The sequence below is a fragment of the Arthrobacter sp. D3-18 genome (genome assembly GCF_054408525.1).
Genome location: NZ_CP096440.1, coordinates 1,285,156 through 1,311,619, shown reverse-complemented (window position 1 = coordinate 1,311,619; position 26,464 = coordinate 1,285,156). Strand labels below are relative to the sequence as shown.

Annotated in this window: 25 protein-coding genes and 1 tRNA gene; 14 read left to right on the top strand and 12 right to left on the bottom strand. The window is 63.0% G+C overall.

Going from position 1 to position 26,464, the window contains the following annotated elements; translation table 11 throughout:
* Window positions 1-8 precede the first annotated feature (8 nt).
* Window positions 9-635 (bottom strand): TetR/AcrR family transcriptional regulator, encoded by a 627-nt coding sequence (locus tag M1D89_RS08095; protein WP_498649645.1) that lies wholly within the window; start codon window positions 633-635, stop codon window positions 9-11.
* A gap of 147 nt (window positions 636-782) precedes the next feature.
* Between M1D89_RS08095 and M1D89_RS08090 the strand changes: the two genes are divergently transcribed.
* From M1D89_RS08090 to M1D89_RS08075, 4 genes are read left to right on the top strand one after another with little or no spacing between them, the layout of a single operon-like run.
* Entirely contained in the window at window positions 783-2,117 is a 1,335-nt protein-coding gene (locus M1D89_RS08090; protein WP_498649643.1) for an ABC transporter substrate-binding protein, read from the top strand.
* Window positions 2,114-3,085, top strand: a complete 972-nt coding sequence (locus M1D89_RS08085) for a carbohydrate ABC transporter permease (protein WP_498649641.1) — start codon at window positions 2,114-2,116, stop codon at window positions 3,083-3,085. Before M1D89_RS08090 ends, M1D89_RS08085 begins: the two co-directional genes overlap by 4 nt.
* A complete protein-coding gene (locus M1D89_RS08080) occupies window positions 3,082-3,996 on the top strand; it encodes a carbohydrate ABC transporter permease (protein WP_498649638.1) in 915 nt (304 codons plus the stop codon). Before M1D89_RS08085 ends, M1D89_RS08080 begins: the two co-directional genes overlap by 4 nt.
* Window positions 3,996-7,079 (top strand): glycoside hydrolase family 2 TIM barrel-domain containing protein, encoded by a 3,084-nt coding sequence (locus tag M1D89_RS08075; RefSeq protein WP_498649636.1) that lies wholly within the window; start codon window positions 3,996-3,998, stop codon window positions 7,077-7,079. Before M1D89_RS08080 ends, M1D89_RS08075 begins: the two co-directional genes overlap by 1 nt.
* A 163-nt stretch (window positions 7,080-7,242) precedes the next feature.
* Here the strand turns inward: M1D89_RS08075 and M1D89_RS08070 are convergent, their stop codons facing one another.
* Both M1D89_RS08070 and M1D89_RS08065 read right to left on the bottom strand, forming a co-directional pair.
* Window positions 7,243-8,685, bottom strand: coding sequence for an MFS transporter (locus M1D89_RS08070; protein WP_498649634.1), 1,443 nt, complete (start codon window positions 8,683-8,685; stop codon window positions 7,243-7,245).
* Complete coding sequence (locus M1D89_RS08065; protein ID WP_498649632.1) at window positions 8,682-9,203, bottom strand: winged helix-turn-helix transcriptional regulator; 522 nt, start codon at window positions 9,201-9,203, stop codon at window positions 8,682-8,684. The genes M1D89_RS08070 and M1D89_RS08065 overlap by 4 nt, the downstream gene beginning before the upstream one ends.
* 160 nt (window positions 9,204-9,363) lie before the next feature.
* On the opposite strand from M1D89_RS08065, the gene M1D89_RS08060 reads away from it, so the two are divergent.
* On the top strand, window positions 9,364-11,520 hold the full coding sequence (locus tag M1D89_RS08060; RefSeq protein WP_498649630.1) for a phosphocholine-specific phospholipase C: 2,157 nt from the start codon (window positions 9,364-9,366) through the stop codon (window positions 11,518-11,520).
* Window positions 11,521-11,613: 93 nt separating this feature from the next.
* On the opposite strand, the gene M1D89_RS08055 is transcribed toward M1D89_RS08060, so the two are convergent.
* From M1D89_RS08055 to M1D89_RS08045, 3 genes are read right to left on the bottom strand one after another with little or no spacing between them, the layout of a single operon-like run.
* Window positions 11,614-12,777, bottom strand: a complete 1,164-nt coding sequence (locus M1D89_RS08055) for a cystathionine gamma-synthase (protein ID WP_498649629.1) — start codon at window positions 12,775-12,777, stop codon at window positions 11,614-11,616.
* 41 nt (window positions 12,778-12,818) lie between these two features.
* Window positions 12,819-14,204 carry a cystathionine beta-synthase gene (locus M1D89_RS08050; protein WP_498649627.1) on the bottom strand — a complete coding sequence of 462 codons (1,386 nt, stop codon included), beginning with the start codon at window positions 14,202-14,204 and terminating at the stop codon, window positions 12,819-12,821.
* 49 nt (window positions 14,205-14,253) lie between these two features.
* Window positions 14,254-14,646: a VOC family protein gene (locus tag M1D89_RS08045; protein WP_498649626.1), complete on the bottom strand. Its 393-nt coding sequence runs from the start codon at window positions 14,644-14,646 to the stop codon at window positions 14,254-14,256.
* Window positions 14,647-14,790: 144 nt separating this feature from the next.
* Between M1D89_RS08045 and M1D89_RS08040 the strand changes: the two genes are divergently transcribed.
* From M1D89_RS08040 to M1D89_RS08030, 3 genes are all read left to right on the top strand, one after another.
* The gene (locus M1D89_RS08040) at window positions 14,791-15,762 is read left to right on the top strand and encodes a DNA-3-methyladenine glycosylase family protein (protein WP_498649624.1); all 972 of its coding nucleotides are present in this window, start codon (window positions 14,791-14,793) and stop codon (window positions 15,760-15,762) included.
* 103 nt (window positions 15,763-15,865) lie between these two features.
* Window positions 15,866-16,834, top strand: a complete 969-nt coding sequence (locus M1D89_RS08035) for an ATP-binding cassette domain-containing protein (RefSeq protein ID WP_498649622.1) — start codon at window positions 15,866-15,868, stop codon at window positions 16,832-16,834.
* Window positions 16,834-17,646, top strand: a complete 813-nt coding sequence (locus M1D89_RS08030; protein ID WP_498649620.1) for an ABC transporter permease — start codon at window positions 16,834-16,836, stop codon at window positions 17,644-17,646. Before M1D89_RS08035 ends, M1D89_RS08030 begins: the two co-directional genes overlap by 1 nt.
* A gap of 16 nt (window positions 17,647-17,662) precedes the next feature.
* On the opposite strand, the gene M1D89_RS08025 is transcribed toward M1D89_RS08030, so the two are convergent.
* Window positions 17,663-19,339 carry an AMP-binding protein gene (locus M1D89_RS08025; RefSeq protein ID WP_498649619.1) on the bottom strand — a complete coding sequence of 559 codons (1,677 nt, stop codon included), beginning with the start codon at window positions 19,337-19,339 and terminating at the stop codon, window positions 17,663-17,665.
* Between the two features lie 83 nt (window positions 19,340-19,422).
* Between M1D89_RS08025 and M1D89_RS08020 the strand changes: the two genes are divergently transcribed.
* Window positions 19,423-19,701 carry a putative quinol monooxygenase gene (locus M1D89_RS08020; RefSeq protein ID WP_214818818.1) on the top strand — a complete coding sequence of 93 codons (279 nt, stop codon included), beginning with the start codon at window positions 19,423-19,425 and terminating at the stop codon, window positions 19,699-19,701.
* Window positions 19,702-19,833: 132 nt separating this feature from the next.
* Here the strand turns inward: M1D89_RS08020 and M1D89_RS08015 are convergent, their stop codons facing one another.
* Window positions 19,834-20,211, bottom strand: coding sequence for a thioredoxin family protein (locus M1D89_RS08015; RefSeq protein ID WP_091469153.1), 378 nt, complete (start codon window positions 20,209-20,211; stop codon window positions 19,834-19,836).
* Between the two features lie 229 nt (window positions 20,212-20,440).
* Between M1D89_RS08015 and M1D89_RS08010 the strand changes: the two genes are divergently transcribed.
* Together M1D89_RS08010 and M1D89_RS08005 are read left to right on the top strand one after the other, a co-directional pair.
* Entirely contained in the window at window positions 20,441-21,493 is a 1,053-nt protein-coding gene (locus tag M1D89_RS08010) for an ABC transporter ATP-binding protein (RefSeq protein WP_498649617.1), read from the top strand.
* Complete coding sequence (locus M1D89_RS08005; RefSeq protein ID WP_498649615.1) at window positions 21,486-22,286, top strand: ABC transporter permease subunit; 801 nt, start codon at window positions 21,486-21,488, stop codon at window positions 22,284-22,286. Before M1D89_RS08010 ends, M1D89_RS08005 begins: the two co-directional genes overlap by 8 nt.
* On the opposite strand, the gene M1D89_RS08000 is transcribed toward M1D89_RS08005, so the two are convergent.
* The gene (locus M1D89_RS08000) at window positions 22,283-22,828 is read right to left on the bottom strand and encodes an acyl-CoA thioesterase (RefSeq protein WP_498649613.1); all 546 of its coding nucleotides are present in this window, start codon (window positions 22,826-22,828) and stop codon (window positions 22,283-22,285) included. The genes M1D89_RS08005 and M1D89_RS08000 overlap by 4 nt on opposite strands.
* 174 nt (window positions 22,829-23,002) lie before the next feature.
* Here M1D89_RS08000 and M1D89_RS07995 point away from each other — a divergent pair, with 174 nt between their 5' ends.
* On the top strand, window positions 23,003-23,224 hold the full coding sequence (locus tag M1D89_RS07995) for a hypothetical protein (RefSeq protein WP_498649611.1): 222 nt from the start codon (window positions 23,003-23,005) through the stop codon (window positions 23,222-23,224).
* A gap of 37 nt (window positions 23,225-23,261) precedes the next feature.
* Entirely contained in the window at window positions 23,262-24,020 is a 759-nt protein-coding gene (locus M1D89_RS07990) for a potassium channel family protein (protein ID WP_498649609.1), read from the top strand.
* Window positions 24,021-24,302: 282 nt separating this feature from the next.
* On the opposite strand, the gene M1D89_RS07985 is transcribed toward M1D89_RS07990, so the two are convergent.
* Window positions 24,303-24,384 (bottom strand) — tRNA-Tyr (locus M1D89_RS07985).
* A 128-nt stretch (window positions 24,385-24,512) separates the two neighbouring features.
* Window positions 24,513-24,779, bottom strand: a complete 267-nt coding sequence (locus M1D89_RS07980; RefSeq protein ID WP_017200186.1) for a hypothetical protein — start codon at window positions 24,777-24,779, stop codon at window positions 24,513-24,515.
* A gap of 182 nt (window positions 24,780-24,961) precedes the next feature.
* Here M1D89_RS07980 and M1D89_RS07975 point away from each other — a divergent pair, with 182 nt between their 5' ends.
* A complete protein-coding gene (locus tag M1D89_RS07975) occupies window positions 24,962-25,453 on the top strand; it encodes a YajQ family cyclic di-GMP-binding protein (RefSeq protein WP_017200185.1) in 492 nt (163 codons plus the stop codon).
* 94 nt (window positions 25,454-25,547) lie between these two features.
* On the opposite strand, the gene htpX is transcribed toward M1D89_RS07975, so the two are convergent.
* A complete protein-coding gene (gene htpX / locus M1D89_RS07970; RefSeq protein WP_498649607.1) occupies window positions 25,548-26,417 on the bottom strand; it encodes a zinc metalloprotease HtpX in 870 nt (289 codons plus the stop codon).
* Window positions 26,418-26,464: the final 47 nt, after the last annotated feature.

The window sequence follows — 26,464 nt, the reverse complement described above, 5'->3', positions numbered from 1 at the left end:
ACTGCTACCTACTTGGGTGAGGGTTCGGGGTTGGGGAGGACCACCAGATTGAAGTAGCCACGCAGGCCCTTCACCACGTCCACTTCGTCGGGGGCAAGCAGCCATTGCGTCTGAAGCCCGTCCCACAGGGCAACCAAGGACGTGGCAGCTTCATCAGGATCGACGCCGGGGCGGAGCCGGCCCTCGGCAGCCAGCTCGGCGAATCGCCGCGCGTAGCTCTTGCGGAGACGTTCGAATCGTTCGGTGAAGTAAACCCGCCCCGGGTGCGAATCTGTGACCGACTCCGCGCACAGAACGGTGTACAGCTCAACCACGCCCGGGATGTTCTCGTTGAAGAGCGCCGTCCGGATTACTGAGTCAACCAAGCCTTCTTCCATGTCGTCCGGGAAGGCATCGCCGGTGATTTCATCACGGCGCTCCAGGACTGCCATCAGGAGATCGCGCTTGGACGGAAAATAGTGCAGAAGGCTGGTTTGGCTCAATCCCACCTTGTCGGCAACGTACTGTAGCGATCCGCCACGATAGCCGTGGGCAGCAAACACCTCATGGGCTGCATCCAGGATGCTTCGGCGCCTTTCTTCGGATTTCGCGTAGGGGCCCCGCCGCGCTGCGCGACCCACGTCCTTTGTGGTCATGGCTAGCCAGTGTACATGCGTGTTACGGCCCCATATGAAATTCGAGTAACCACTCGAATTTTCTGTTACCGTGGTCACACTTGCCGCGGCGGGACCCAGAATCCAAGCCCGCGTCATCGTCAACCTGACACGAAGAGGTGAAGGCTCATGACCCGATTTACGCGAAGACAACTTCTGGGCGCAGGCCTGGGCACAGCAGCCATGGGCCTGCTGACCGGGTGCGCTACTCCAGGCACACAGTCCGTCAACGCTGCACCAACCATTGCCGCCGCAGGCGAGCCCGTGCGACTGACCTACTGGGCTTGGCTCAAGGATTTCCAGAAAGTCGCCGACGTCTGGAATGCAGCCAATCCGAACATCCACGTGGACGTAGTGTGGATCCCGGGTGGCAACAACGGCGGATATCAGAAGCTCTACTCGGCTCTGGCAGCAGGAGGCGGACCGGACCTGGCCCAGGTGGAGTTCCGCTCCATCCCGGAGTTCATGTTGGTAAATGGCCTGGTTGATGTGTCCCGCTACGGCGCCAATGACCACGCCCACTTGTACGACCCAACCCTGTGGAAGCAGGTCAGCTATACCGCAGGCGTCTACGGCATCCCCCAGGACGCCGGCCCCATGGGCATGTTCTACCAACCGGCCGTCCTGGACAAGGTGGGCGGAGTCGCTCCGAAAACCTGGGACGAATGGGCTGCGCTGGCCGCCGAGCTTCGCTCCGTGGACAGCTACCTGGACTGTTTCCCCATTAGCGATGCCTCTCCGTTTGCCTCTTTCGCGGGGCAGGCCGGCGCGCAGTGGCTGCGCCCGGAGGAGGATGGCTGGGTTATCAACATGACCGACGACGCCACGCTCAACACCGCGCGTTTCTTCGACAAAGCGATCGACGACGACCTCGTCACCACCGCGTACGGCGCTTTCTCCCCGGGCTGGTTTGCAGCTGCCGCCAAGGGCGGGATTGCCTCGACCATCACCGGCAGCTGGGGTGACGCCTTGGTTCAGGGTGTCAGCGGTTCCGAAGGAAAGTGGCGCGCAGCTCCGATGCCCACTTGGGGCGACACAGGCTTCGGCTCAAGCTACCTCGGCGGATCCACTGCCGCCGTCCTGGCAAACAGCAAGCATCCCAAGGAAGCAGTCGAGTTCGCAGTGTGGCTGACCACCTCCACAGAGGGAATCGACGCCCAGATCAAGAACAGCGGCATCGGCTGGTCACCCAACCCCGGGTTCATCGGCACCGAGCGGCAGCAACCGTCGGCATTCTTCGGCGGACAACGGTACAACGAGGAAGTTTTCGTCCCCGCTACCCAACAGCAGAACCCTGACTGGTCCTGGTGGCCGGTAACCCAGCAGTCCTTCAACATCCTCAGCGACGGCTTCCGCAAGAAGGCCTTCGGGACCTCACTGGTGGATTCCATTGCCGCTTCGGAGCAGCAGATCATGACCGTTTTCAAGAACAAGGGCCTCAGCATCCGGAAGGAAACGGCATGACCACCACCCGCACCACACCCACCGCCCAGCGCTCGGCCGGAACAATCCGCTCCGGTAATCAGGCCGGTAAGCAGGCCGGCAAGCGCGCGGGCGCCGCTGCCCGCGCGCCCTGGCTCCTGCTGGCACCGTTCCTGGGACTCTTTGTCCTCACGTTCCTGCTGCCCATTGTTGTGGCCATCATGTCCAGCTTCACCAAGGTAACCCGCAGCGGACTCTTCGGCGAGGCAGGCGTCACCAGCGAATTCGCCGGTTTCAGCAACTACGCTCAAGCCCTTGCCGACGGCAGCTTCGTCGCATCCATCGGCCGAATGCTGCTGTTCGGCATAGTTCAGGTGCCAGTCATGATCGTCCTCTGCACGGCGCTGGCCCTCATGCTCGAATCGGCCTCTGCAAGATGGCCGGGTTTCTTCCGCGCCGCCTACTTCCTCCCTTACGGCGTGCCCGGCGTGATCGCCACCATTCTGTGGTCCTTCCTGTACGTGCCGGGGCTCAGCCCGTTGTTCGACGTCGCCAAGGTTGTGGGCCTGACCCCGGATTTCCTGGGAGCGAACAGCGTGCTGTGGTCCATCGCGAACATCGTCACGTGGAGCTACACGGGCTACAACATGCTGATCATCGTGGCGCAACTGAAGGCCATCCCGGTGGAACTCTACGAGGCCGCCAAGGTGGATGGTGCCTCCACCTGGCGCGTCGCCCGGAGCATCCAGCTCCCCCTCATTCGTCCGGCCCTCATGCTCACCACAGTGTTCTCCATCATCGGAACCCTGCAACTCTTCGCTGAGGCGCAAGTCCTCAAGACGGTGGCTCCGGCAATCGACAGCCAATACACACCCAACCTCAGCGCCTACACAACGGCCTTTGCCTACAACGACTACAACGTCGCAGCAGCCCAGTCGGTCATCATCGCCGTGGCCGCGTTCGCCCTTTCCTTCGCCTTCCTCGCACTGACGAACAGGAAGTCCTCATGACCGCCACCGCCACAAAGCCCACCACCACCGCCGTCCGCAGCAAGGCTTCGGCAGGCCCGGACCGCTCAGCCGGACGACGACGGTCATCCACCATCATCGTCACCGCACTTTTGGTGGTGGTCGCCTTGTACTTCCTGATTCCCGTGTACTGGGTCTTCGTCGCCTCCACAAAGTCCACCGCCGATCTCTTCTCCACCAACGGTTTCTGGTTCGCCCCCACGTTCTCCCTGTGGGAAAACATCGGCCGCGTGGTCAGCTATGACAACGGGATTTTTGGTCGCTGGTTCCTGAACTCGGCGATCTATGCCGGTGTCGGCGCACTCCTGGCCACGTACTTCGCTGCGGCTGGAGGCTACGCGCTGGCCAAGTACCAGTTCCGGGGCCGCAACCTGGTATTCGGCACCATCCTTGGCGGCGTGCTGGTTCCCGGCACCGCGACTGCCCTGCCGCTGTTCCTGCTGTTTAGCCAGATGGGCCTGGCAAACACCTACTGGAGTGTCCTGTTGCCGTCGCTGGTCTCGCCTTTCGGGCTGTTTCTGTGCCGCATCTACGCCCAGGCCACTGTCGATACCTCGCTGATCGAGGCCGCCAGGATCGACGGCGCCGGCGAACTCCGCATCTTCCACACCATTGGGCTCAAGGTCCTGACGCCGGCCCTGGTCACCGTGTTCCTGTTCCAGCTGGTGGGCATCTGGAACAACTACTTCCTGCCGCTGGTCATGCTGTCCGACTCCGAGCTCTACCCCATCACGCTTGGCCTGAACAACTGGCTGAGCCAGGTTGACCGTTTGCCCGAATTTTATGAACTGACCACCGGCGGGGTGCTGCTTTCCATCATTCCGCTCAGCATCGCCATGGTTGTCCTGCAGCGCTTCTGGCGCGGCGGGCTGACAGAAGGAGCCGTTAAGTAATGACCAACACCGCCAACTACATCACTGATACCGGTCCCGGCACCGGCAAGAGACTTCCGGCCCGCTCTTGGCTGCACACAGACGCGCCCACACTGTCCCTCAACGGCCAGTGGCGCTTTCGCCTCTTGGCCGGTGCACCCGGAACTCCCGGCGGACGGGGTGTCCTTCCCGCTGGCGAGGCAATCGAAGGCCTCGCAGAGGAAGGGTTGGACGACTCCAGCTGGGACCAGATCCCGGTCCCGGCGCACTGGGTCTTGGAGGGTGACGGCCGCTACGGTCGCCCCATCTACACCAACGTTCAGTTCCCCTTCCCCACTGATGCCCCCCACGTCCCCGACGAGAACCCGACGGGCGATTACCGCCGAGCCTTCGATTTGCCCACGGACTGGAGCGAATCCGAGCGCATCGTGTTAAGGTTCGACGGCGTCGAATCCCGTTACAAGGTATGGCTCAACGGCAGCGAGATCGGCGTAGGGACAGGCAGCCGGCTGGCCCAGGAATTCGACGTCACTGATGCCGCCCGCCCGGGACACAACATACTGGCCGTCCGGGTCCATCAATGGTCGGCTTCGAGCTACGTGGAGGATCAGGATCAATGGTGGATGCCGGGCATCTTCCGTGACGTCACTCTCCAAGCCCGCCCCAAGAAGGGCATCGACGACGTCTGGCTGCGTATGTCCTACACCGCGGGCTCAGGCACCATTGATCCTGAGATCACAGCGGACCAGTCCGCCTACCCGGTTCGGCTGTCAGTTCCGGAACTGGACGTCGACGTCGTCTGGAACTCCCCTGCCGACGTCGCCCCGGTGGCGATCACCGGCGTCGAACCTTGGTCCGCAGAGGTTCCGCGCCTCTACAACGCAACGGTGGAAAGCGCGGGCGAGACCCTTTCACTGCGCCTGGGTTTCCGGACGGTGGAGATCAAGGGCGATCAGTTCCTGGTGAACGGCCGCCGCGTGGTGTTCCACGGCGTGAACAGGCATGAAACGCATCCTGACCGCGGCCGCGTGTTCGACGAAGACTTTGCCCGCGCCGACCTCGCCTTGATGAAGCAGTTCAACGTCAACGCGATCCGCACCAGCCACTACCCTCCGCATCCTCGTTTGCTGGACATCGCGGACGAGATGGGCTTCTGGGTGATCCTGGAGTGCGACCTTGAAACGCACGGCTTTGAACGGCACGGCTGGGTTGGCAACCCCAGCGACAACCCCGAGTGGCGGGAGGCGTACGTGGACCGCATGGAGCGAACGGTGGAGCGGGACAAGAACCACCCTTCAATCGTCATGTGGTCCTTGGGCAACGAGTCCGGAACGGGCGCCAACCTCGCCGCGATGTCCGCGTGGACTCACGCCCGCGATACCGGGCGGCCCGTCCACTACGAGGGCGACTACAGCGGTGCGTACACGGACGTTTACTCGCGGATGTACTCGTCGGTTCCTGAGACTGAGGCCATTGGCCGCGACGACTCCGGCTCGCTGCTGCTGGGCTGTTCCGCTGCGGAGTCCGCGCGGCAGCGCACCAAACCGTTCATCCTGTGCGAGTACGTCCACGCCATGGGCAACGGGCCCGGCGCAATCGACCAGTACGAGGACCTGGTGGACCGCTACCCGCGGCTCCATGGCGGATTCGTCTGGGAGTGGCGGGACCACGGCATCCGCACCACCACGGCCGACGGCACAGAGTTCTTCGCCTACGGCGGCGACTTCGGCGAGGTTGTCCACGACGGCAACTTCGTCATGGACGGCATGGTCCTCTCCGACTCCACGCCCAGCCCGGGGCTTTTCGAGTACAAGCAGATCGTCGCTCCCCTGCGGCTGGGATTCTCAACGGAAACCCACGACGGCGGCCCGTTGCGATTCGTCTCGGTCGCCAACCTGCGGCACACGGCTGATGCGTCCGACGTCGTACTACGCTGGCGCACAGAAGTGGACGGCGGGGTGACAGCTTCCGGCGAAATCGACGTCGTCACTGCAGCGGGCGCCTCCCTCGCCGCTGGAGAGTCGGCGCTTATCGGGTTGCCTGATTTTGAGGGCGTGGAGGCCGGCGCTGAGCGTTGGCTGACCGTGGAGGTGGCGCTTCGCAAAGACACGGCTTGGGCCGAAGCAGGGCACGTTATCTCTGCCGCGCAACTGGAACTGACCACAGCACGTCCGCGCGTGACGCCCCCTCGCCCCTTGGCATCGGCTGGACGGTCAGCTTCACCGGCTTCCGGGACCGTCTCACTGGGACCTGGCGTCTTTGAAGATGGTCGGTTGGTCTCGCTCGCAGGGCTGCCGGTGTCCGGGCCGTGGCTTGAGTTGTGGCGTGCTCCCACGGATAACGACGCCGGTGCCGGCCGCGGCAGTTACGACCTCGCCGATCCTTGGCTCAACAACGGTGACGGCGTTGCTGCGCCTTCCATGGAAAAAGTGTGGCGCGATGCTGGTTTGGACAGGCTCACGGCCCGGGTGGAAAAGGTCTCAGCCAGCGAACGTAGCGTGGTGACCCGGACCCGATATGCAGCAGCCGACGCCGCGCATTGGGTGTCTGTGGAGGAAAACTGGCAACTGTCCGACGGCGAGCTGTGGCTTCGCTTGGACATTGTTCCCAGCGCAGGATGGGACATCATCTGGCCGCGGGTGGGGGTGCGCTTTGATCTGCCCCGCTCGGTGGACGGTGCCTCGTGGTTCGGCGCGGGCCCACGCGAGTCCTATCCGGACAGCATGCACGCGGCGCTGGTGGGCCGCTACTCGGCGGGTATCGACGAGCTTTCGGTGAAGTACGCCAAGCCCCAGGAAACGGGACACCGCAGTGCTGTCCGGACTCTGGATCTCCAGAACGATGGCACTTCCTGGCTGCAGTTCAATGCCATCAAGGACTCCCGCGGCCGCCTCCCCGGTTTCACGCTTTCACGGCACACAGCCCAAGAGATCTCCGCGGCAGCGCATCCTCACGAGTTGCCGGCAAGCAAGCGCAGCTACTTGTACCTCGACGCTGCCCAGCACGGGCTGGGGTCAAGGGCCTGTGGACCCGACGTGTGGCCGGAGTACGCGTTGCGCCCGGAAGCGCGGACGTTGACGTTCCGGATCAACGAAGCGGGCTAGTACACCCGTTGTGAGGCCTGCTCTGCATGCTTCCGGGCACACATAGCGTGCAGAGCGGGCCCCACAACCCGCAGGAACACCCGTTGTGAGGCCTACTCTGCATGCTTCCCGGCACACATAGCGTGCAGAGCGGGCCTCACAACGGATCTAGGAGGTCGTACTGTCAGGCCACTGCCACGGGTTCCTTCTTCACGGCGTCCTTGCGGATGGTGGCGCTGATGACTGCGGCCACCGTGCACATGGCAGCTGCGCCGAGCCAGGCGTAGTTGTAGTGCCCGGTAGCATCGCGGATGAAGCCGGCCAGGAGAGCGGCCACGGCTGCCCCGAGCTGGTGGGCTGCGAAGACCCAGCCGAAGACCACAGAACCATCGGCACCGAATACCGAGCGGCAAATAGCTGCAGTGGGAGGCACGGTGGCAACCCAGTCGAGCCCGTAGACCACCACGAAGATGATCATGCTCGGCTCCACGGACGAGCCCAGCAACAGCGGCAGCACCAGCAGCCCGATCCCCCTGAACTGGTAGTACACGGCCAGCAGCACTTTGGGGTTGAAGCGATCCGTCAGCCAACCGGACGCGATGGTCCCAACGATGTCGAAGATTCCGACGACGGCCAACAAACCTGCCGCCGTGGTTTCGGGCATCCCGTGATCGTGGGCCGATGGAATGAAGTGCGTGCCGATAAGGCCATTGGTGGTGGCACCACAAATCGCGAAACCCGCAGCCAGGGCCCAGAACGTGCGGACTTTAGCTGCACGCTTGAGGACCTGCAGGGCACGGATCGCCGCATTGGGGGAATCCCCCGCGCCCGGCGACGCGACCACGGCGGCGGGCTTGCTCGGGAGCGTTGCGGCTGACCCGGCGTCGGCGGCTTGAGCGTCAGGCTCCTCAGCCCCCGGTTTGCCGGCGTCAGGCTCCTCTGCGCCGTACGGCAAGACCCCGACGTCGGCGGGCGAGTTCCGCAGCCAGCGCAGGACCAGCGGGACGACTGCGAGCGCACCCGCAGCGATGAGCAAGGATGCGCCACGCCAGCCCGGGTTCTGGGCCAGCGCGGCGATGAACGGCAGGAACACCAACTGTCCGGCGGCACTTCCTGCGGTCAGGATGCCAATGACCAGGCCACGGCTCTTGGCGAACCAGGTGTTGGCGATGGTCGCAGCGAAAACCAGGGCCATGGAACCGGTGCCCAAGCCAATCAGCAGTCCCCACGTGAGCAGGATCTGCCAGGACTGGTTCACGAAGACGGTCAATGCTGAGCCGAGCCCGATGAGGCACAGCGCCAGCGAGGTGACCTTCCGGATGCCGAAGCGTTCCATGAGGGCCGCAGCGAACGGGGCCGTCAAGCCGAACAAGACCAGGTTGATGCTGACGGCCAAGGAGAGGACCGTGGTGGACCAGCCGAACTCATCCTGCAACGGGACCATGAGCACCCCGGGCGCCGCACGGAAGCCTGCGGCTCCAACCAGCGCCAGGAAGGCAACTGCGGCCACGATCCAGGCGGGGTGGAGACGGCGGGGCTTGCCGGCAGGAGTCTTGCCGTTGCCGGTCTTGCCGGCAGGTGTCCCGGAATTTTCGGGCGGGGCCCCTGTGACGTCGGGAGCGGTCATGCGGGGATCTCCGTTTCAGGGGAAGCTGTGGTGGGAGCGGTGGCGAGTGGCAGAGGGTGGTCACTGCGTTTGAGGCTATGCCAGCTGGTGTTAGCTGCGGTCAGCCGGGCCCCGCAGTTGGTGCACGTGTCCGCTGACAACGTGGCTTGCCCGCAGTCAGTGTGGATGACCTTCATATGGGACACCTCGTTGGGAGCGTCCAGGTGCTTCTCCGCCCAGATGATGATGGCGTTAAGCACTGGAAGTGCGTCCTCGCCTTTGGGGGTGAGGACGTATTCCTGCCGTGTGCGCGCGCCGTCTTGGTAGGGGCGCTGGGTGAGCAGCCCGGCGTCGAGGAGCCATCCCAGGCGTTTGCTGAGGACATTGTCTGCTACCTCGAGGCGTTGCTTGATGGCGTCGAAACGTCCGTTGCCGAAGAAGATTTCGCGGAGGACCAGGCTCCCCCAAGGATCGCCCAGGACATCGAGGCCACGGGCGAGGCTGCACGTGCGTGCAGACCAGTCGGAACGAAGAGGCATGCGCACAAAACTAGCTGACTTCCCTAAAGAAAGCTAGGTTGCCAACGGATGCGAGCCGCTACGCACGACACACCCCGCCGGTTTGCCGCAGTTTCATCATCGGTTCACACTCCATGCCTACGCTGGCCCAGTCGACTCCGACCACGAAAGGCACCCCTGAATGTCCTCGAAAACCCCTGATACGGTGAATCGTTCAACCAACGGAACCGGCGGACTTTCCCGTCGCGGCTTCCTCGGCACGGCAGCTGCAGCGACGGCGCTTGCTGCTGCGGGCTCCCTACTGCCTCCGTCCGTGCAGGCTGCCATGGCCAGGCCGGTCCTCCCCGGAAACTTGCAGTCCATCAAGCACGTGATTGTCCTGATGCAGGAGAACCGATCTTTCGATCACTACTTCGGCTCGCTGCGGGGCGTCCGCGGATACAGCGACAAGTCCGTGACCCGCTTGCCCAATGGCAAATCCATGTTCGAGCAGCCCCGGGCCACCGGCGAAACTGTCCTGCCGTTCTCCCTACGCAAGGCCGCGGAATTAGCTGGCCGGCCGGGTTCCGACATCCAGTACCTGGGCGATCTGGACCACTCATTCAACGGGACCACGACGGCGTGGAACAACGGCTGGTGTGACAAATGGATTCCCGCCAAGAGTGCCTCCACCATGACCTTCTACGAGCGCCAGGACATCCCGCTGCAATACGAACTCGCGGACACTTTCACCATCTGCGATGCCTACCACTGCTCCGTCAACGGTTCCACCAATCCCAACCGCAACTACCTCTGGAGCGGCACCACGGGCAATGAGCCCGGCAGCACCAAGCGTGCCGTAACCAATGCGGCCTACGGCTACGATCACGGCGGTTATGACTGGACCACCTACCCCGAGCGCCTGGAGAACTCTGGTGTGTCGTGGCAGATCTACCAGGACTGGGATAACTTCACCGACAACGCTGTGGAGTACTTCCAAACGTTCAAGGCAATCGGCCGCAAAATGCTGGCATCCGTGGAGGGAAACCTCAGGACCACCGAAGAGTTCTACGACCACCTCGCCGGGAAGTCCGCAGCCGAGCAGGACCGCCTCCTCGCCCAACTTGAGCAGGGCCGCGCTGCCCTCACCGACGCTGAGCGGTCCCTGTTCGACAAAGCCATGTGGCGAGGACGTCCCGACACTCTCCTGGACCGCCTCGGCGCAGACATCTCCGCCGGCACGCTGCCGAAGGTCAGCTGGTTGGTACCGTCCGCCGCCGACTCCGAGCACCCTGGCGCTTCCACGCCGGTGGGCAGTGCCAACTTCGTCTACCGCCTCCTGGACACTGTGGCCAGCAACCCTGACACCTGGGACAGCACTGCCATCTTCCTCAACTTTGACGAGAACGATGGCTACTTCGACCACGTCCCGCCGCCGGTACAGCCGCGACCAGCATCAGGCGAGTCCACTGAGTGGACCACAGCACGGCCCATCGGTCTTGGCCCCCGGGTGCCCATGACCGTTGTTTCACCGTGGACTGTGGGCGGTTACGTCAGCTCGGAAGTCTTCGACCACACCTCGGTGCTCCGCTTCTTGGAGCGCTGGACCGGTGTAGAGGAACCGAACATCTCCCCGTGGCGCCGTGAAGTCTGCGGTGACCTGACAGGCGTCTTCAACTTCGCCTCCCCCGGCACGCCGCCTAAACTTGAGCACCCTGACGCTGTTCCTGCCAAAATCAGCCGCTGGCGCCCGAATCCCCCGGCCGTCCAAGTAGCGCCCATCCAGGAAACGGGCAGTCGGCCGGCCCGTCCGCTCCCCTACAGGCCGCGTGTTTCGGCAGCGGTGCAGCCCGGAAGGCTCGCCCTGACGCTAGCTAACGCAGGCACCAGTTCAACCCACTTCGCAGTGTACGACTATGTAGGGTCCGGCTCAGCAGGCGAAGTCACCGAACCCCGGCATGTGGACGTCCTCGGTCAGCAGAACGTGGACCTCCCTGTCGCTTCCGGCACCTTCGACGTCGTCGTCACCGGGCCCAACCGGTACCAGTACGAACTGAAGGGCACGACGGCGGGCGCGGCGTCCGGCGTCGATGTCACCGTCACCGGTCGCCGCGGCAAGAAGGACGTTGAATTGGAGCTGCGCAACAATGGCACCGCAACGGTAACCCTGGGGTTGAAGTCGGTGCAGTATGCGGACGGCGTCGAAACCGTGAAGCTCAAGCCGGGACACATTAAGAAGATCGGTTGGGAGACCCTGAACGGCTGGTACGACCTTGAAGTCACTTCTGCCGAAGACACCACGTTCCACCGCCGCCTGACGGGCCGTGAGGAAGACGGCCGCGAGGGAATCTCCGGCTAGACGAATAGCACCAGCAACAACTAATCCGGCTCTTGTTCGTCAACCCCCACCGTAGAACGGTGAGGAGTGCGAACAAGAGCCGGATTTGGGGGCCTAACTGATTTTGGCGAAGGCCTGCTCAAGGTCGGCGATCAGGTCCTCGGCTTCTTCGATGCCGCACGAGAGGCGCAGGAGATTGACGGGGACAGCCAACTCGGTGCCCTTCACGGAGGCGTGGGTCATTTCCGACGGGTAGTTCATGAGGGACTCGATGCCGCCCAGGGATTCCGCAAGGGTGAACACCGAAGTGGATTCGGCAACCGTGCGTGCAGCCGCTTCGCCACCCTTGAACTGTACGGAGACCATGCCGCCGAACTTCTTCATCTGCTTGGCAGCGAGCTCGTGTCCGGGGTGGTCCGGGAGGCCCGGGTAGAGCACGGCCTCCACCTCGGGACGTTGGAGCAGCCATTCAGCCACGGCTTGGCCGTTCTCGCTGTGGCGGTCCATGCGAACGCCAAGGGTCTTCAAGCCGCGGGTGGTCAGGAAGGCGTCCATCGGGCCGGACACTGCACCAACGGCGAACTGGATGAAACCGATCTTCTCGGCAAGCTCAGCGTCCTTGACCACAATGGCACCGCCCACAACGTCGGAGTGGCCGCCGATGTACTTGGTGGTGGAGTGGACCACCACATCGGCACCCAAGGCCAGCGGGGTCTGCAAGTAGGGGGACGCGAAGGTGTTGTCCACCACCAGGAGGGCCCCGGCGTCGTGAGCTACGGCGGCGAGTGCCTCGATGTCCGTGATCTTCATCATCGGGTTGGACGGCGTCTCCACCCACACCATGCGCGTCTTGTTGGCCGCAACCGCAGCGGCTACGGCGTCGAGGTCGGACATGTCCACGGGCGTGTTGCCGATGCCCCAATCACCCAGCACGCGGTTAATCAGGCGGTAGGTTCCACCGTAGGCGTCGTTGCCCAGGACAATGTGATCGCCTGGCCGGGCGAGCGCGCGGATCAGGGAGTCCTCGGCTGCAAGGCCGGAGCCGAAGGAAAACGCAGCGGTTCCACCTTCAAGCGCGGCAAGCTGCTCCTGGAGTGCGTCGCGGGTGGGGTTGCCGCCGCGGCCGTATTCATAACCTGAGCGCAGGTTGCCGATGCCGTCTTGGGCGTACGTGGAGCTGAAGTGCAGCGGGGGCACCACAGCACCGGTCACCGGTTCGAAGGCCTGTCCGGCGTGGACGGCGCGTGTGTTGAACCCGGCGTTGTTGCTGGCAGACATGGAAGCTCCTCTGGGTTTGAAGGGTTGGATCAGGGCGGCGCTTAATTGCTGAGGTACGCCAAAAGGTCATGGCGCGTCAGGATGCCCACCGGGGCGCCAACGAATGTCACCATCACGGTATCGACGTCCGACAGCAGCTCACGCGCGGCGGAAATGGTTTCCAGCGAGCCAATCACGGGGAGCCGTTCCCCCATGTGTTCGGAGATCATGTCCGTCAGCTTCGCTTCCCCACGGAACAACTTGCTGGTGAGGCTGCGCTCGTCCACGGCACCCATGACCTCGCCCATCACCACCGGTGGTTCCTGCGAGAGCACCGGGATGTGGGAGACGCCGAACTCGTTCATGATGTTGATGACGTCGCGGACGGTTTCATTCGGGTGGATGTGGACCAGGTCCGGCATCTCGCCCGTCTTGGACTTGAGCACCTCGCCCACGGAAGCTTCTTCGCCGCCGGAGAGGAAGCCGTAGGAACGCATCCATTGGTCGTTGAAAATCTTGGCAAGGTAGCCGCGGCCGGAATCCGGGAGGATCACCACTACAACGGCGGACTCGTCCAGGTCCTTGGCAGCCTGGAGCGCCGCGACCACGGCCATGCCGGACGAGCCGCCCACCAAGAGGCCCTCTTCCCGGGCAAGGCGGCGGGTCATGGAGAAGGAGTCGGCGTCGGATACAGCGATGACGTGGTCCGGGACGGCGGGATCGTAGTTGCCGGGCCACATGTCCTCGCCCACGCCTTCCACGAAGTAGGGCCGGCCGGTTCCGCCTGAGTAGACCGAGCCTTCCGGATCCGCGCCGATGACCTTGACCGGGCCGCCGTCGGACTCGGCACGGTCCGCCGAGACTTGCTTGAGGTAGCGACCTGTGCCGGTGATGGTGCCGCCGGTTCCGGCGCCGATGACTACGTGCGTGACCCGCCCGTCTGTGTCCTGCCAGATTTCCGGGCCCGTGGACTCGAAGTGGCTGCCGGGAGCGGCGGGGTTGGAGAACTGGTCCGGCTTGAAGGCGCCCGGGATCTCCTTGACCAGGCGGTCCGAGACGCCGTAGTAGCTCTGGGGGCTGTCAGGTGCGACGGCGGTAGGCGTCACCACAACTTCGGCGCCGTACGCCTGAAGCACGGCGCGCTTGTCCTCGCCCACTTTGTCCGGCACCACGAAAATGCACTTGTAGCCCTTTTGCTGGGCCACAAGCGCCAGCCCCACTCCGGTGTTGCCCGACGTCGGTTCAACGATGGTTCCGCCCGGCTTGAGCCGGCCGTCCTTTTCCGCATCTTCGATCATCTTCACGGCGATCCGGTCCTTGATGGATCCGCCGGGATTGATGTATTCGAGCTTCACCAGGATGGTGGCTTTGATGCCCTCGGTGACGTGGTTGAGCTTGATGAGGGGCGTATTGCCGATGAGGTCCAACACGGACTGGGCGTACTTCATAGGTACAAAGTTACCGCCTGGTCGCTATGGGATTGACCCAGCCCGTTCGCTAGGTGCCGGCAGAGGTGTCGTTCTGCCAGACGCCCAGGACGTTGCCCTCAGTGTCCTTGAAGTAGGCGTACCAGCCCATGGTGGGTACGGCGTCCTTGGCTTGGACCACACTGCCACCTGCCGACTCAATCTGTCCCAGTGCGGCATCAATATCGTCCACATCGATGGTGAGGATGGGGGTCTTCAGATTATCCGTGCGCGGGAACAGGGCTCCGTTGATGGCTCCCGGCTCCGTTGGCGTGCCGGTCTGTTCGTCGGAAGGCGCTGTGATGGCGATCGTGTAGTCCATCCCCTGCATGGGACTCAGGTTCCAGCCGAACGCACTCTGGTAAAAACTGTTGGCCCGCTCATTGTTGTCCGCGGGGATCTCGAAATGCACCACTCCAACCATGGTTCGCGCTCCTTGTTCCTGGGATTTGTTCCTCGGATATGGCGCGGCCCACCCACGCCACATCAGGGAGTCTAGCGGCGGGCGGTTGCCACCGTAAGGGGCCCCCGGATGCAGATTGTCAGCCGGGCGTGGGACCATGAAAACATGACCATCGCAGAAGCCCCGCCCGTTGTTGCGGCCGCGGCAGATGCGGCCGGCCGGTGGCATCCAGGCGGTTCCTTCCGCTTGGACCAGACCATGTTTCCGCTCATGCGGGGCAACGCGGATCCATCTTTCGCAGCTCACTCCAACGGTTTTTGGATGGCCTTCACCACTGCTTCGGGGCCGGTCACCTTGAGGCTTTCGGGGGGTGCCTTCGGAGTCGATTCCTTCGTGGATGCCCAAGCCTGGGGACCCGGAGCGGACGACGCCATCGCAGGAGTGCCGCGGTTGCTCGGCGCCGATGACGATTGGTCTGCATTCGATGAGCCCGCCTTCCATGCCACGCTCCCGCGGTTGGTCACGGAATCACGACGCCGGAACCTGGCCCTGCGGCTGCCCTCCACCGGGCGGATGGTTGACTCCCTGGTGCCCAGCATCCTGGAGCAAAAGGTCACTACTTTGGAGGCAAGGCACGGCTACCGGTACCTGATGTATCGCTACGGAACACCCGCGCCCGGCAAGGCCCCCGCTGGACTCCTGGTCCCGCCTACCGCCAGGCAGTGGCTGGCCATCCCCTCGTGGGAGTGGCACAAGGCCGGAGTTGGACCACAGCGCTCGGCCACCGTGATGCGGGCGCTGCAGTCCGCCGTCGCGCTTGAACGGTTGGCGGACCTGAGCTCAACGCGGGCCGCCGCCAAGCTGCAGACTATTCCGGGCATCGGCATCTGGACGGCAGCCGAAGTGGTTCAACGCACCCACGGCTGCCCGGACTCGATTTCCGTGGGCGACTACCATCTGGCCGCTTACGTGGGGTACGCCCTGACAGGTCGAAAGACCGACGACGCCGGCATGCTCGAGCTGCTGGAACCCTGGCGCGGACAACGGCAGCGACTGGTGCGGATGCTGTATTTGAGTGGCTTTCGCAAGCCCGCTTTCGGGCCGCGGATGACGGTGCAGGACCACCGCGGGCACTGAGTTTGGATTGCGGACGGGAGCTGTCCGCAAGAGCATGGACGGCCTTCATACACGGGTATAGCGTGGCGCCTAGGAGCCATCACCTGCCATCCCTGGAGTGACCGTGATCCACACCAACAAGCTCACTAAGACCTTCACCGTGAAGAAGGAGACGGTCGAGGCCGTGAAGGGGGTAGACATCGACGTCGCCCCCGGCGAACTTGTCGCCTTCCTTGGCCCGAACGGCGCTGGCAAGTCCACAACCCTGCGGATGCTCACCACCCTGTTGAAACCCACGTCCGGGTCGGCAACGGTGGCGGGCGTTGATGTGGCCAAGGACCCGGCGGGGGTGCGTGCCCGGATTGGCTACATCGGCCAAGGCAATGGCGGCGGGCACAGCTACCGCGTGATCGACGAGCTGATCATGCAAGGCCGCTTCTACGGCATGAACACCACAGACGCGAAAGCCCGTGCCGAAACCCTCATGGCATCCCTGGACCTCAGCGACCTCGCCAAGCGCAACGTGATCAAACTTTCCGGCGGGCAACGCCGCCGCATGGACGTGGCTCTCGGGTTGATGCACTCCCCTGGCCTGCTGTTCCTCGATGAGCCGTCCACCGGAATGGACCCCCAGAACCGCGCCAACCTCTGGGAGCACATCATGAGGATGCGCGAGGAGCACGGGACCACCATTGTGCTGACCACCCATTACATGGATGAGGCCGATTCCATGTCCGAGCGCGTCATCGTGATCGACCACGGGACCATCATCGCCGACGACACCGCTTCACGGCTCAAAGCGAATCTCGCCGGGGACCTCCTCGCCGTAGAAGTTGCCGCCGGTTCCGCATCCGAGGTGCGGGGTCTGCTGGGCCGCGCCGCCGCCGAAGGCGACATGGAGGAAAACGCCTACGACGGCGTGGTCCGCTTCCGCCTTCGGCTGGCACAGGGTGCCCAACTGGCACCGGGGTTGCTGAAGGAAATGCACGACGCCGGCGCTCCCGCCCAGTCACTCGAACTGAAACCTCCGACGCTGGACGACGTTTTCCTGGAACTGACCGGCCGCAGCCTGCGGGAAGGAGCTGAAGTCTGATGATTGAACAAGCCGTCGCCCCGGGTATGACTCTCCAAAAACGCGGTCCGCGAAGCGTAGTCACCGACACGTGGTTCGTTTTCTGGCGGGAAATGCTGCTGCCTCTGCGGGATCCGTTCTCGCTGATTTTCTCCCTCATCCAACCCCTGGTTTTCCTGGGGTTGTTCGGGCCCCTACTCGGCTCAGCTGTTGGTGCCCCGGCCTTCGGCGGCCAGTCCACACTGCAATGGTTCCTTCCCGGAGTCGTGGTGATGATCGCATTGTTCGGCACCTCCATGACAGGGTCAAACCTGCAGTACGAACTCATGACCGGCTCCTACGAACGGATCTTGGCCACGCCGCTCTCCCGGTCTTCGCTCATGATTGGCCGGGCGTTGAAGGAGTGGGCTCCCCTGGTGTTGCAGGGTCTGCTGATCTCAGTGGTCTGCATTCCCTTTGGTTTCGTTTTCTATCCTTTGCATGTGGTGCTGGGCTTGGTCATCCTGGGCATCTTCGGGATCGGGCTCGGCGCGTTGTCCTATGCACTTGCCTTGGTGTCGCAGAACAAGGAATGGATCTTCTGGGGCGTGCAGCAAACCCTGCTGTTCCCCCTCATGATCCTCTCCGGCATCATGTTGCCCATCGAGGCCGGACCTGGGTGGATGAAAGTGGCCAGCCTGTTCAATCCCCTGACTTACCTGGTCAATGCCGAACGGGAGTTGTTTGCCGGACGCATTGGCATGGACACGATGTGGGGTCTCGTGGCCGCTGTGGTGACGGCCGCCGTCGGACTTGTAGTGGGAATCCGGACGATCAGCCGGAATACCAACTAGCTGCCGGCCCTGTCACCTACAGGTGCAGGCGGGAGACTGCTTCCTGCCGCATGTCCACCTTCCGAACCTTGCCGGAAACCGTCATGGGGAAGGACTCGCGGACGTCTATGTAGCGCGGGATTTTGTAGTGGGCCAGCTTCCCGCGACAGTACTCGGCCATGTCCTCGGCGGTCAGCGCCTCAGCCCCGGGCTTGAGGATGATGCAAGCCATGAGCTCTTCTCCGTACTTTTGGTCGGGAACTCCGATGACCTGCACGTCCTGAATGGACGGGTGGAGGTAGAGGAATTCCTCGATCTCGCGCGGGTAGATGTTCTCTCCACCGCGGATCACCATGTCCTTGATGCGGCCCTCGATCACCACGTAACCGTTCTCATCCATGCGGGCGAGGTCGCCGGTGTGTATCCAGCCCTCAGCGTCGATTGCTTCCGTCGTTTTTTCGGGTTGGCCCCAGTAGCCCTGCATCACCGAGTAACCTCGCGTGCAGAGTTCACCGATGACCCCGCGCTCCACCACTTCACCCGATCCCGGATCGACAATGCGGCTTTCAAGGTGCGGCATGGTCCTGCCCACCGTGCTGGTCCGCTGCTCCAAGGTGTCCCCCGCCCGGGTCATGGTGGACACTGGCGAGGTCTCGGTCATGCCGTAGCAGATGGCAACATCTACCATGTGCATCTCATCAATGACCCGGCGCATCACCTCTATGGGACACAGGGAACCGGCCATGACTCCGGTACGCAGCGTGGAGAGGTCATAGGAGTTGAAATCCTCCAATGCGAGCTCGGCAATAAACATTGTGGGCACACCGTAGAGGGACGTCCCGCCGAAGTCCTGAACTGCTTCCAACGCCGCCGATGGGTTGAAACCACGGCCCGGAATGATGGTTGCAGCCCCAAAGCTCAGCGCATTCAAGTTCCCGATCACCATGCCGAAGCAGTGGTAGAACGGCACGGGGATCACCACGCGATCGTGCTCGGTGTAGTTCAGGAGCCGGCCGATCGAGTGCCCGTTGTTGAGGATGTTGTGGTGCGTCAAGGTGGCACCCTTGGGGAATCCCGTGGTGCCCGAGGTGTATTGCAGGTTGATGGGATCGTGTGGGTCAAGGTTGTCCATGCGATCCCGAAGCGCTGAAAGCCCGACGCCGTCTGCCCGGGTCAGGAGTTGAGCGTATGTGAGTTCGTGGTTGGCTTCCGGGACGCCCACAGTGAGTCCCAGTTCCTGCTCTCCCGGAAGGAAGACGACCTCCCGGAGATCAGGACAGTTGCGGGCCGCATCCCTGGCCATGCCCACGTAGTCGCTGTTCTTATCCGTTGGCGCAGCCACCAGCATTCGCATGCCATTCTGCTTCACCACGAACTCCAGCTCGTGGCTCCGGTAAGCCGGGTTGACGTTGACCAGGACCGCACCGATCTTGGCGGTGGCGTACTGAAGAATGGTCCACTCGGCGCAGTTGGGACTCCAGATACCGATCCGCTCGCCCTTTGCCAGGCCCATGGCGAGCAGGGCGCGGGCGAGGCGATCGACGTCGTCGTTAAGCTTTTGGTAGCTCCAGCGGCGGGCGTCACCGCCCGGCACCGCAGCCGCTTCGATGAGCGCGTCCCGCAGCGGAAACCGGGTCGCGATGCGCTCAAAATTGGCGCCAATGGTCTCTTCGAGCAGCGGGACGTCAGTGTCTCCGGCGGTGTAGGACAACATGACGGAACGCTACCAAGGGACGGCGCGCAACAGAACCGTAACCGCCTCCAGCGGCGCCGTGTCCTGCCGGTAGGGTTGGAGCCATGAGTGAACCCATTGACCTGCAGGCCACGTTCATCCCCAACGAAGGCGAATTCTTCCGCGTGAAGCTCGCTTTGGAAATCGCGATCGATGAGGTCGTCAACGAACCCGGCTGCATCCGCTACGAACTGACCGAGGCCACCGAAGAGAAGCTTGTCCTCACTGAGCGCTGGGAATCCGAGGAGCTTCTGGAGAAGCACTCCAAGGGCATCGCCGTCCAGGACCTGAACGAGTCCCTCAGCGCACTGCTCGCCGAGCCGGCCAAGCTGGAACGGCTCTAGACTCTACCTGCTTCAGGCCGGCGAAATCGCTGCAAGACTGCGAGGACGCCTTAAACGCATCGAGGTCGCCGGAATTTTCCGGCGACCTCGATGCGTTCCGGCGAGCTCGATGTTTCGAGCCGCCGGAGAGTCTTAGTTTTCCTGAGCCTCGGCACGCGCCTTGGCAACGTGGGCATGGACCTCTTCCATGTCCAGGCCCTTCACGGCCTCGATGACCTGCTCCAACTGCGGGCCGTTGAGGGCACCCGGCTGCGAGAAGACGAGGACCTTTTCACGGAATGCCATGAGCGTGGGGATTGATGTGATCCCGGCTTCGGCGGCGAGCTGCTGCTCAGCCTCGGTGTCTACCTTCGCGAACACGACGTCAGTGTGCTTCTCTGAAGCTGCCCCGTACGTGGGGGCGAACTGACGGCACGGGGCGCACCAGGCCGCCCAGAAATCCACCAGGACAATGTCATTGTCCTCGATGGTCGATGCGAACTGTTCTCCAGTGATGTCAACTGTAGCCATGGTTCCACGGTACGCGACCCTGCGCGCGAAGTCCCGTGGAGGCGGGCCCTGTTCGCTTCCCGCGTCACCGGGAATAAACGCCGAACCACGCGTTTTTGGCAGCCTCTTGATCCTGGTTGAACAGCTACTTAGTGTGTGCAACATGCGTTCGATGCAGAGGATTTGATGAGTTCGAGGCCCGCGACGCCTTGCAGCAAGACAACGCCAGCGCCGGAAGGGAGCATGCACTGTGACCCAGGCAATCGTCGTCGAGGGTTTACGCAAGAAATTCGGAGCCCGGGAAGTCCTCCATGGGCTCGACTTCACGGTAAAACCCGGGACGGTGTTCGGCGTCATCGGGCCGAACGGAGCGGGCAAGACCACCACCATGCGCTGCCTTCTGGACATCATCAGGCCCAGCGCGGGGTCCATCTCGGTGCTGGGACAGGACCCGCGACAGGCAGGCACTGCCCTTCGCCGCAGGATCGGATACCTTCCCGGCGAACTGCATTTGGAAAACAGGACCACGGGCCGCCGCATGCTGGAGCACTTCGCAGCCATCAGCGGACCCGTTGAGCAACGGCACGTCAACGAACTCGCCGAGCGGCTGAACCTTGACCTCGATCGCCAAACCCGGAAGCTCTCCAAAGGCAACAAACAGAAGCTCGGACTGCTGCAAGCCTTCATGCACAAACCGGAGCTCCTGGTACTCGACGAACCCACCAGCGGCCTGGATCCTTTGGTTCAGCAGGTCTTCCATGCAATGGTTCGTGAGGTTGTGGATGACGGCGCCACGGTCTTCCTTAGCTCGCACGTCCTCAGCGAAGTACAGCAGGCCGCCGACGCCGTCGCTATCCTCCGCGATGGCGAAATCGTCACCGTTTCCACCGTGGAGGCGCTCAGGACGGCAGCCGTCCGGCAGCTTCGGTTCCGTAGCACCGGAACGGAACCGGACGACGTCGGCGCGCTGCTGGCCAGGGTTCCCGGCCTCGCCAACGTAGCAGTACGGGAGCTCAAGGCCGACGGTCACGCCGCCGGAGCAGTTGAGGCTACAGCAACGCTCTCCGGGCACGTCCAGCCCTTGGTCCAGGAGTTGGCCAGGCTGAACCTGACGGATCTGGTCCTTGAGGAACCCGATCTGGAGGAAGCCGTATTGACCCTCTACACGGGCCAGTCTGTGGGGACGGGCCAAGCCGCGGGGAATGGCCTGGCCGCGGGGAATGGCCCGGCTTCCGGGAATGACCCGGCTTCCGGGAATGGTCATAGTGCCGGCCGCCGCGGGGAAGGAGCACGCCGTGCCTAGGGTTCTCCCGTTGTTCACCAAGGCCCTGACTGACTCGTGGCGTTCAACGTTGGCATGGGCACTGGGCTTGTCGGCGGCGTGCATGCTCTACCTGCCGCTGTATCCCTCGATCGGGGGCAGTGCTCAGATGCAGGACCTGATCAACGCGCTTCCCCCTGAAATGACCAAAGCCCTGAATTACGATCAGATTGCGTCAGGCCCCGGCTACACCCAGGCCACCATGTTCGGGCTGATCGGGTTCCTGCTGATGTCCATGGCTTCAGTGGGCTGGGGCGCCGCGGCCGTGGGCGGCGACGAGGAATCCGGATTGCTGGAACTCACACTCGCTCACAGTGTCACCCGGGTGCAGGTCGTCCTGGAGCGCGCCCTGGCCATCGTGGTTCGTATCGCGCTGCTCTCGATGCTCGTCTTCCTGCTGGTGCTGGGGCTCAACGGACCCTCGCAACTGGGCATCGACGTCGGACATCTCGCCGGGGCGGTGCTGCTGTTCGCCGCCCTGGCGCTGCTCAGCGGGACAGCTGCGCTGTGCGCCGGAGCGCTGAGTGGCCGGAAGGTGTACGGGATCGCGGCGGGCGCCGCAGTGGCCGTCCTCGGATATGTGTTCAACGCAGTGGGGCGGCAAAGTCCCGACGTCGAATGGTTGCTGAACCTTTCGCCCTATCACTGGGCGTACGGCAACTCCCCTGTGGCAAACGGGGCCGATTGGGGAGCTGCCGCGGGACTGTATGGCATCTCCGCAGCCCTGATCATCCTCGGAGCAGTGGCGCTGCAGCAACGCGACGTGGGGGTTTAGCTCCACACGTGCGGGGCGGGACGACGCGCTCCGGGAAGTGCATTGTTTTCGCGCCACTCGTGGATCCACTCGGGCAGTTCCAGGTCAGCCGGCGGCGCTCCGAACTCGGCGATGATTTCTTCCTGCGTGACTGGCTTACCCTTGTTGACCAGACGGGTGGCGATGTGTGCCCGTGCATAGATTTCACCGTCCACCACCATGCGTTGTTCGAAGTAGATGGCCTTGGTGTCCAGCCCGATGATGCGGGTTTCGATGGTGTATTGCTGCCAGAGCTGCAACGATTTGCGGAAGGCGATAGTCTCACCGGCCGCCACCGGGCTCCAACCCCGCTTGCGCATTCTTGTCCAGATGCCGCTGCGGACCATGAGGTCGAAACGGCCAAGGTCCATCAGCGAGAAATACATGCCGTTATTGACGTGCATCGCGATGTCTATGTCAGTGGGCAGAACCCGCAAAGGCAGCGATGATTCTTCCCAGACACCGAGCGGCGAACGCTTGGACGACGTGAACAGCAGCATGAGGGTACGAAGAAGCAGGTGCATAGCTCAATGTTACCCGCCGGTAACTTCGGAAGGAATATGCGGACCGAATTGTGGACCCGGCTCTTAGCCCAAAGCCCGTTTATGTACAACGATTGCACTAACGTTTACCGCCGGTTCACGAAAGACGTGCACAATATCTGAAACTCATATTGACCGAACACATAAGGGGGACCTTTGAGCACGCTGCAAACCGCCAGTCCGCAAGGCGACGTTTGGCCGGAACTCTCCCGCCACCAGGACGTGGTCCTCCAGGATGCGCGCGGCAACCGCATCGAGGGAACCATCGATGGCATGACCAATGACCGCAGCACGCTGTGGATCCAGCTCAAGGGCGGCTTGGGCCGTCAACTGATTCACCACTTGGACGGCTACTGGCTGGAGACACCGGCTGCTTGAAGCTGTTGAGCACTTCCGCTGTGGCTAGTATTCCCGTATGACTCAAGCGCGATACAGGGACCTCGTTGAATGGCCCCTCATGGCCACGGCACTGATTTTCCTCACGGCCTACGCGTGGCAGGTCATCGGTCGCATCAGCGGCGCCGAGGCAATACCTTTCGAGATTGTCCTCTGGATCACGTGGGGAATTTTCGCCCTGGACTACTTCATCAATCTTTGGCTTGCCGAAGACCGGATGCGCTGGTTCCTGTGGAACCTGCACGAACTCCTGATCGTGGTACTCCCGTTCTTCCGGCCACTCCGGTTGCTGCGGCTGGTCACGTTGCTCTCCGTCCTGCAACGCACCGTCGGTGAAACCTTGCGCGGACGCGTCGCCACGTACGTAGCAGGAGCAGCCGCGATGCTTATCCTCATCGGAGCACTGGCCGTGCTGGATGTTGAACAGAACGCCCCGGATGCCAAGATCGTCACCTTCGGGGATGCTGCGTGGTGGGCCATCACCACCATCACCACCGTGGGCTACGGCGACCTCTACCCGGTGACGACCATCGGCAGGATCGTCGCTGCAGCCCTCATGATGAGCGGAATCGCCGTTCTGGGTATCGTGACAGCTTCCATCGCTTCCTGGCTCCTGCAACGAATCGAGGAGAACGCCGAGGGTGTAGCAGCGGCAGCGGAAGCCAAGGCCACCGCGGCCGAGGAACCCGTCCGCGCCGAGATGGCCGATCTGGTGACGGAAATCGCGGCCCTGCGGATGGAGATCGCGGAGCTCCGGCAAGCGAGTGAGCGCCGCTGACCGACCCCGGCAAGTGCTGTCGCCACCCACTTTGCGTACACAGATGACGTGACAAGCCCTTGTTTGCGCGTGCCCCTCGGCTTGCCTGTTCAAACTGGGTGGTAGCGGCACGGCCGAGCCCGCGGCTCCCCGAGTCCCGCGCTGGTTCGAATCCCCCGCCGCGCAACGGTGAGCCGTGCAAACAACTGCGGGATCCCCCGGCAAGAGGGATTCGCCCGGCAGGAAAGTTTTCCGGGAAACGAAAAATCCCCGGAACCAGTGGTTCCGGGGATTTTCCTTGGGTGGCAGATGAGGGATTCGAACCCCCGTAGGCGTTGCCAGCTGATTTACAGTCAGCCCCCTTTGGCCGCTCGGGTAATCTGCCGAACTTCAAAAGAAGATCACTTCCGGAGACCGTTTCTTTTAGATCCGGTAACCGAAGGCAGAGACAACCTTACAGAACTTTCTGCGAAGAATCTAATCGGGCGCAGACACCCGGGATTTCGCGGGATTTCAGGCTTCCCCGAGGATCCGGCCGGCCAGTTTGGCCTCGAACTTTTCGGCCTGCTCGGCGGTGATCTGGTTGAGCTGCACGGCGCGCAGCAAATCAGCGTGGACTCCGTCCATCCGGGAAGCCGCGTCGGGAACGGGGCTCAGGACGATCGACGCTGCCACGGCCGCGGCAGCTACGGCACTCGCCGCGGCGACTGCAGCCGTGCCAATGGAGCCTGCTGCTGCAGATGCGGATTTGCTGATGGACTGGACGGCCTTGCTGCTCATGCTGATCCTCCGTGGATGCGTTCTTCCAACAGGTACAACTCTCAACCAGGAGCCTCTGTTCCAACCCTGCATGTGCTGTGAGCGAACTGTGAAACAACTCCACGGCCCCAACCCACGCCTTCCGTACTAGGCTGGATGCCAGACCAACCCGCCCTCACAGGGCCCCCAACCTAAGGAGAGTCATGGCAGGCGAATCCACATTCGACGTCGTAAGCAAGGTAGACAAGCAAGAGGTCGCCAACGCGCTCAACCAGTCCCAAAAGGAAATCGCACAGCGATACGACTTCAAGGGCGTCGGCGCTGAGATTGATTTCAGTGGCGAAAAGATCCTCATGAAGGCCAATTCCGAGGACCGCGTCCTGGCTGTTCTGGACGTCTTCCAGTCCAAGCTCATCAAGCGCGGCATTTCCCTGAAGTCCCTGGATCAGGGTGAGCCTTTCCCCTCCGGTAAGGAATTCCGCCTGGAGTGCACCATCAAGGAGGGCATTGCCCAGGACATCGCCAAGAAGATCAACAAGATCATCCGCGATGAAGCCCCGAAGTCGGTGAAGTCCCAGATCCAGGGCGACGAACTCCGCGTCACCTCCAAGTCCCGTGATGACCTGCAGGAGACCATGAACATCCTCAAGAAGTTCGAAGAGGCTGACCTGCAGTTCGTAAACTTCCGCAGCTAGCATCCGCTGACACGTTGCTGGCCCGCTGTTCCGTTGTTGAGCAACCACGGAACAGCGGGCACCCAACGTGCTAAGCCCGGGGTGCCTGAAGTGCCTAGGAGAGCGGGCGCCCGGCCATCCGCTCCAGTCGGCTGATCCGTTCCTTCATTGGCGGGTGCGTGGAGAACATGCGCCGCATGCCGCCGCCACGGAACGGGTTGGCGATCATCAGGTGTGAGGCATTGACCAATCGTTGGTCCTGCGGGAGCGGCAATTGGCTGACGCCGGACTCGATCTTTCGCAGGGCTGAGGCAAGCGCCAAGGGATCGCCCGTCAGTTCCGCACCGTCCTCATCGGCGTCGAACTCACGGGTACGGGAGATAGCCATCTGAATCAGCGACGCCGCGAAGGGCGCCAAGAGGGCCATCGCAATGGTTGCCAGCGGGTTGGCGTTGCGCCGGTCCCCGCTGCCGAAGATCAGCAACATCTGGCCCACGGAGGTAATGACTCCGGCCACGGCAGCAGCAACCGACGAGGTGAGGATGTCGCGGTTGTACACGTGCATCAGCTCATGCCCCAGTACTCCCCTGAGCTCGCGGGCGTCGAGCAGGTGGAGGATCCCTTCGGTGCAGCACACGGCAGCATTCTTGGGATTCCGTCCGGTGGCGAAGGCGTTGGGCGTCATGGTGGGCGAGAGGTAGATCCGCGGCATGGGCTTGTTGGCACGAGCGGACAGCTCTCGAACAATCTGGTAGAGCTGCGGCGCTTGAGCCTCGGTGACGGGGTAGGCGGCCATGGAACGGATGGCGATCTTGTCGCTGTTCCAATACCCGTAGGCCGTGGTGGCCACACCAATCACTGCCATGATCCAGATGGGCGTGGTGCTGCGCGTCCCGGCCGCGATGATGGCGCCCAAACCCAACAACACCGCCCACAGCACACCGAAGAGCGCCGCGGTCTTGAGTCCATTGTTGTGTTTATGCACGGTTGTTCTTATCGCTTTCCTCGGCTTTGCACGGGTTCTGTACGGAT

Excerpts from the sequence above, each read along its gene's own strand:
- M1D89_RS08015 (WP_091469153.1), bottom strand. The coding sequence starts at position 20,211 with ATGGCTACAGTTGACATCACTGGAGAACAGTTCGCATCGACCATCGAG.
- M1D89_RS08065 (WP_498649632.1), bottom strand. The coding sequence starts at position 9,203 with ATGCCTCTTCGTTCCGACTGGTCTGCACGCACGTGCAGCCTCGCCCGT.
- M1D89_RS08030 (WP_498649620.1), top strand. The coding sequence starts at position 16,834 with ATGATTGAACAAGCCGTCGCCCCGGGTATGACTCTCCAAAAACGCGGT.
- M1D89_RS07975 (WP_017200185.1), top strand. The coding sequence starts at position 24,962 with ATGGCAGGCGAATCCACATTCGACGTCGTAAGCAAGGTAGACAAGCAA.
- M1D89_RS08045 (WP_498649626.1), bottom strand. The coding sequence starts at position 14,646 with ATGGTTGGAGTGGTGCATTTCGAGATCCCCGCGGACAACAATGAGCGG.
- M1D89_RS08020 (WP_214818818.1), top strand. The coding sequence starts at position 19,423 with ATGAGTGAACCCATTGACCTGCAGGCCACGTTCATCCCCAACGAAGGC.
- M1D89_RS08075 (WP_498649636.1), top strand. The coding sequence starts at position 3,996 with ATGACCAACACCGCCAACTACATCACTGATACCGGTCCCGGCACCGGC.
- M1D89_RS08080 (WP_498649638.1), top strand. The coding sequence starts at position 3,082 with ATGACCGCCACCGCCACAAAGCCCACCACCACCGCCGTCCGCAGCAAG.
- M1D89_RS08040 (WP_498649624.1), top strand. The coding sequence starts at position 14,791 with ATGACCATCGCAGAAGCCCCGCCCGTTGTTGCGGCCGCGGCAGATGCG.
- M1D89_RS08095 (WP_498649645.1), bottom strand. The coding sequence starts at position 635 with ATGACCACAAAGGACGTGGGTCGCGCAGCGCGGCGGGGCCCCTACGCG.
- M1D89_RS08050 (WP_498649627.1), bottom strand. The coding sequence starts at position 14,204 with ATGAAGTACGCCCAGTCCGTGTTGGACCTCATCGGCAATACGCCCCTC.
- M1D89_RS08090 (WP_498649643.1), top strand. The coding sequence starts at position 783 with ATGACCCGATTTACGCGAAGACAACTTCTGGGCGCAGGCCTGGGCACA.
- M1D89_RS08060 (WP_498649630.1), top strand. The coding sequence starts at position 9,364 with ATGTCCTCGAAAACCCCTGATACGGTGAATCGTTCAACCAACGGAACC.
- M1D89_RS07980 (WP_017200186.1), bottom strand. The coding sequence starts at position 24,779 with ATGAGCAGCAAGGCCGTCCAGTCCATCAGCAAATCCGCATCTGCAGCA.
- M1D89_RS08085 (WP_498649641.1), top strand. The coding sequence starts at position 2,114 with ATGACCACCACCCGCACCACACCCACCGCCCAGCGCTCGGCCGGAACA.
- M1D89_RS07990 (WP_498649609.1), top strand. The coding sequence starts at position 23,262 with ATGACTCAAGCGCGATACAGGGACCTCGTTGAATGGCCCCTCATGGCC.
- M1D89_RS08025 (WP_498649619.1), bottom strand. The coding sequence starts at position 19,339 with ATGTTGTCCTACACCGCCGGAGACACTGACGTCCCGCTGCTCGAAGAG.
- M1D89_RS08070 (WP_498649634.1), bottom strand. The coding sequence starts at position 8,685 with ATGACCGCTCCCGACGTCACAGGGGCCCCGCCCGAAAATTCCGGGACA.
- M1D89_RS08000 (WP_498649613.1), bottom strand. The coding sequence starts at position 22,828 with ATGCACCTGCTTCTTCGTACCCTCATGCTGCTGTTCACGTCGTCCAAG.
- M1D89_RS08055 (WP_498649629.1), bottom strand. The coding sequence starts at position 12,777 with ATGTCTGCCAGCAACAACGCCGGGTTCAACACACGCGCCGTCCACGCC.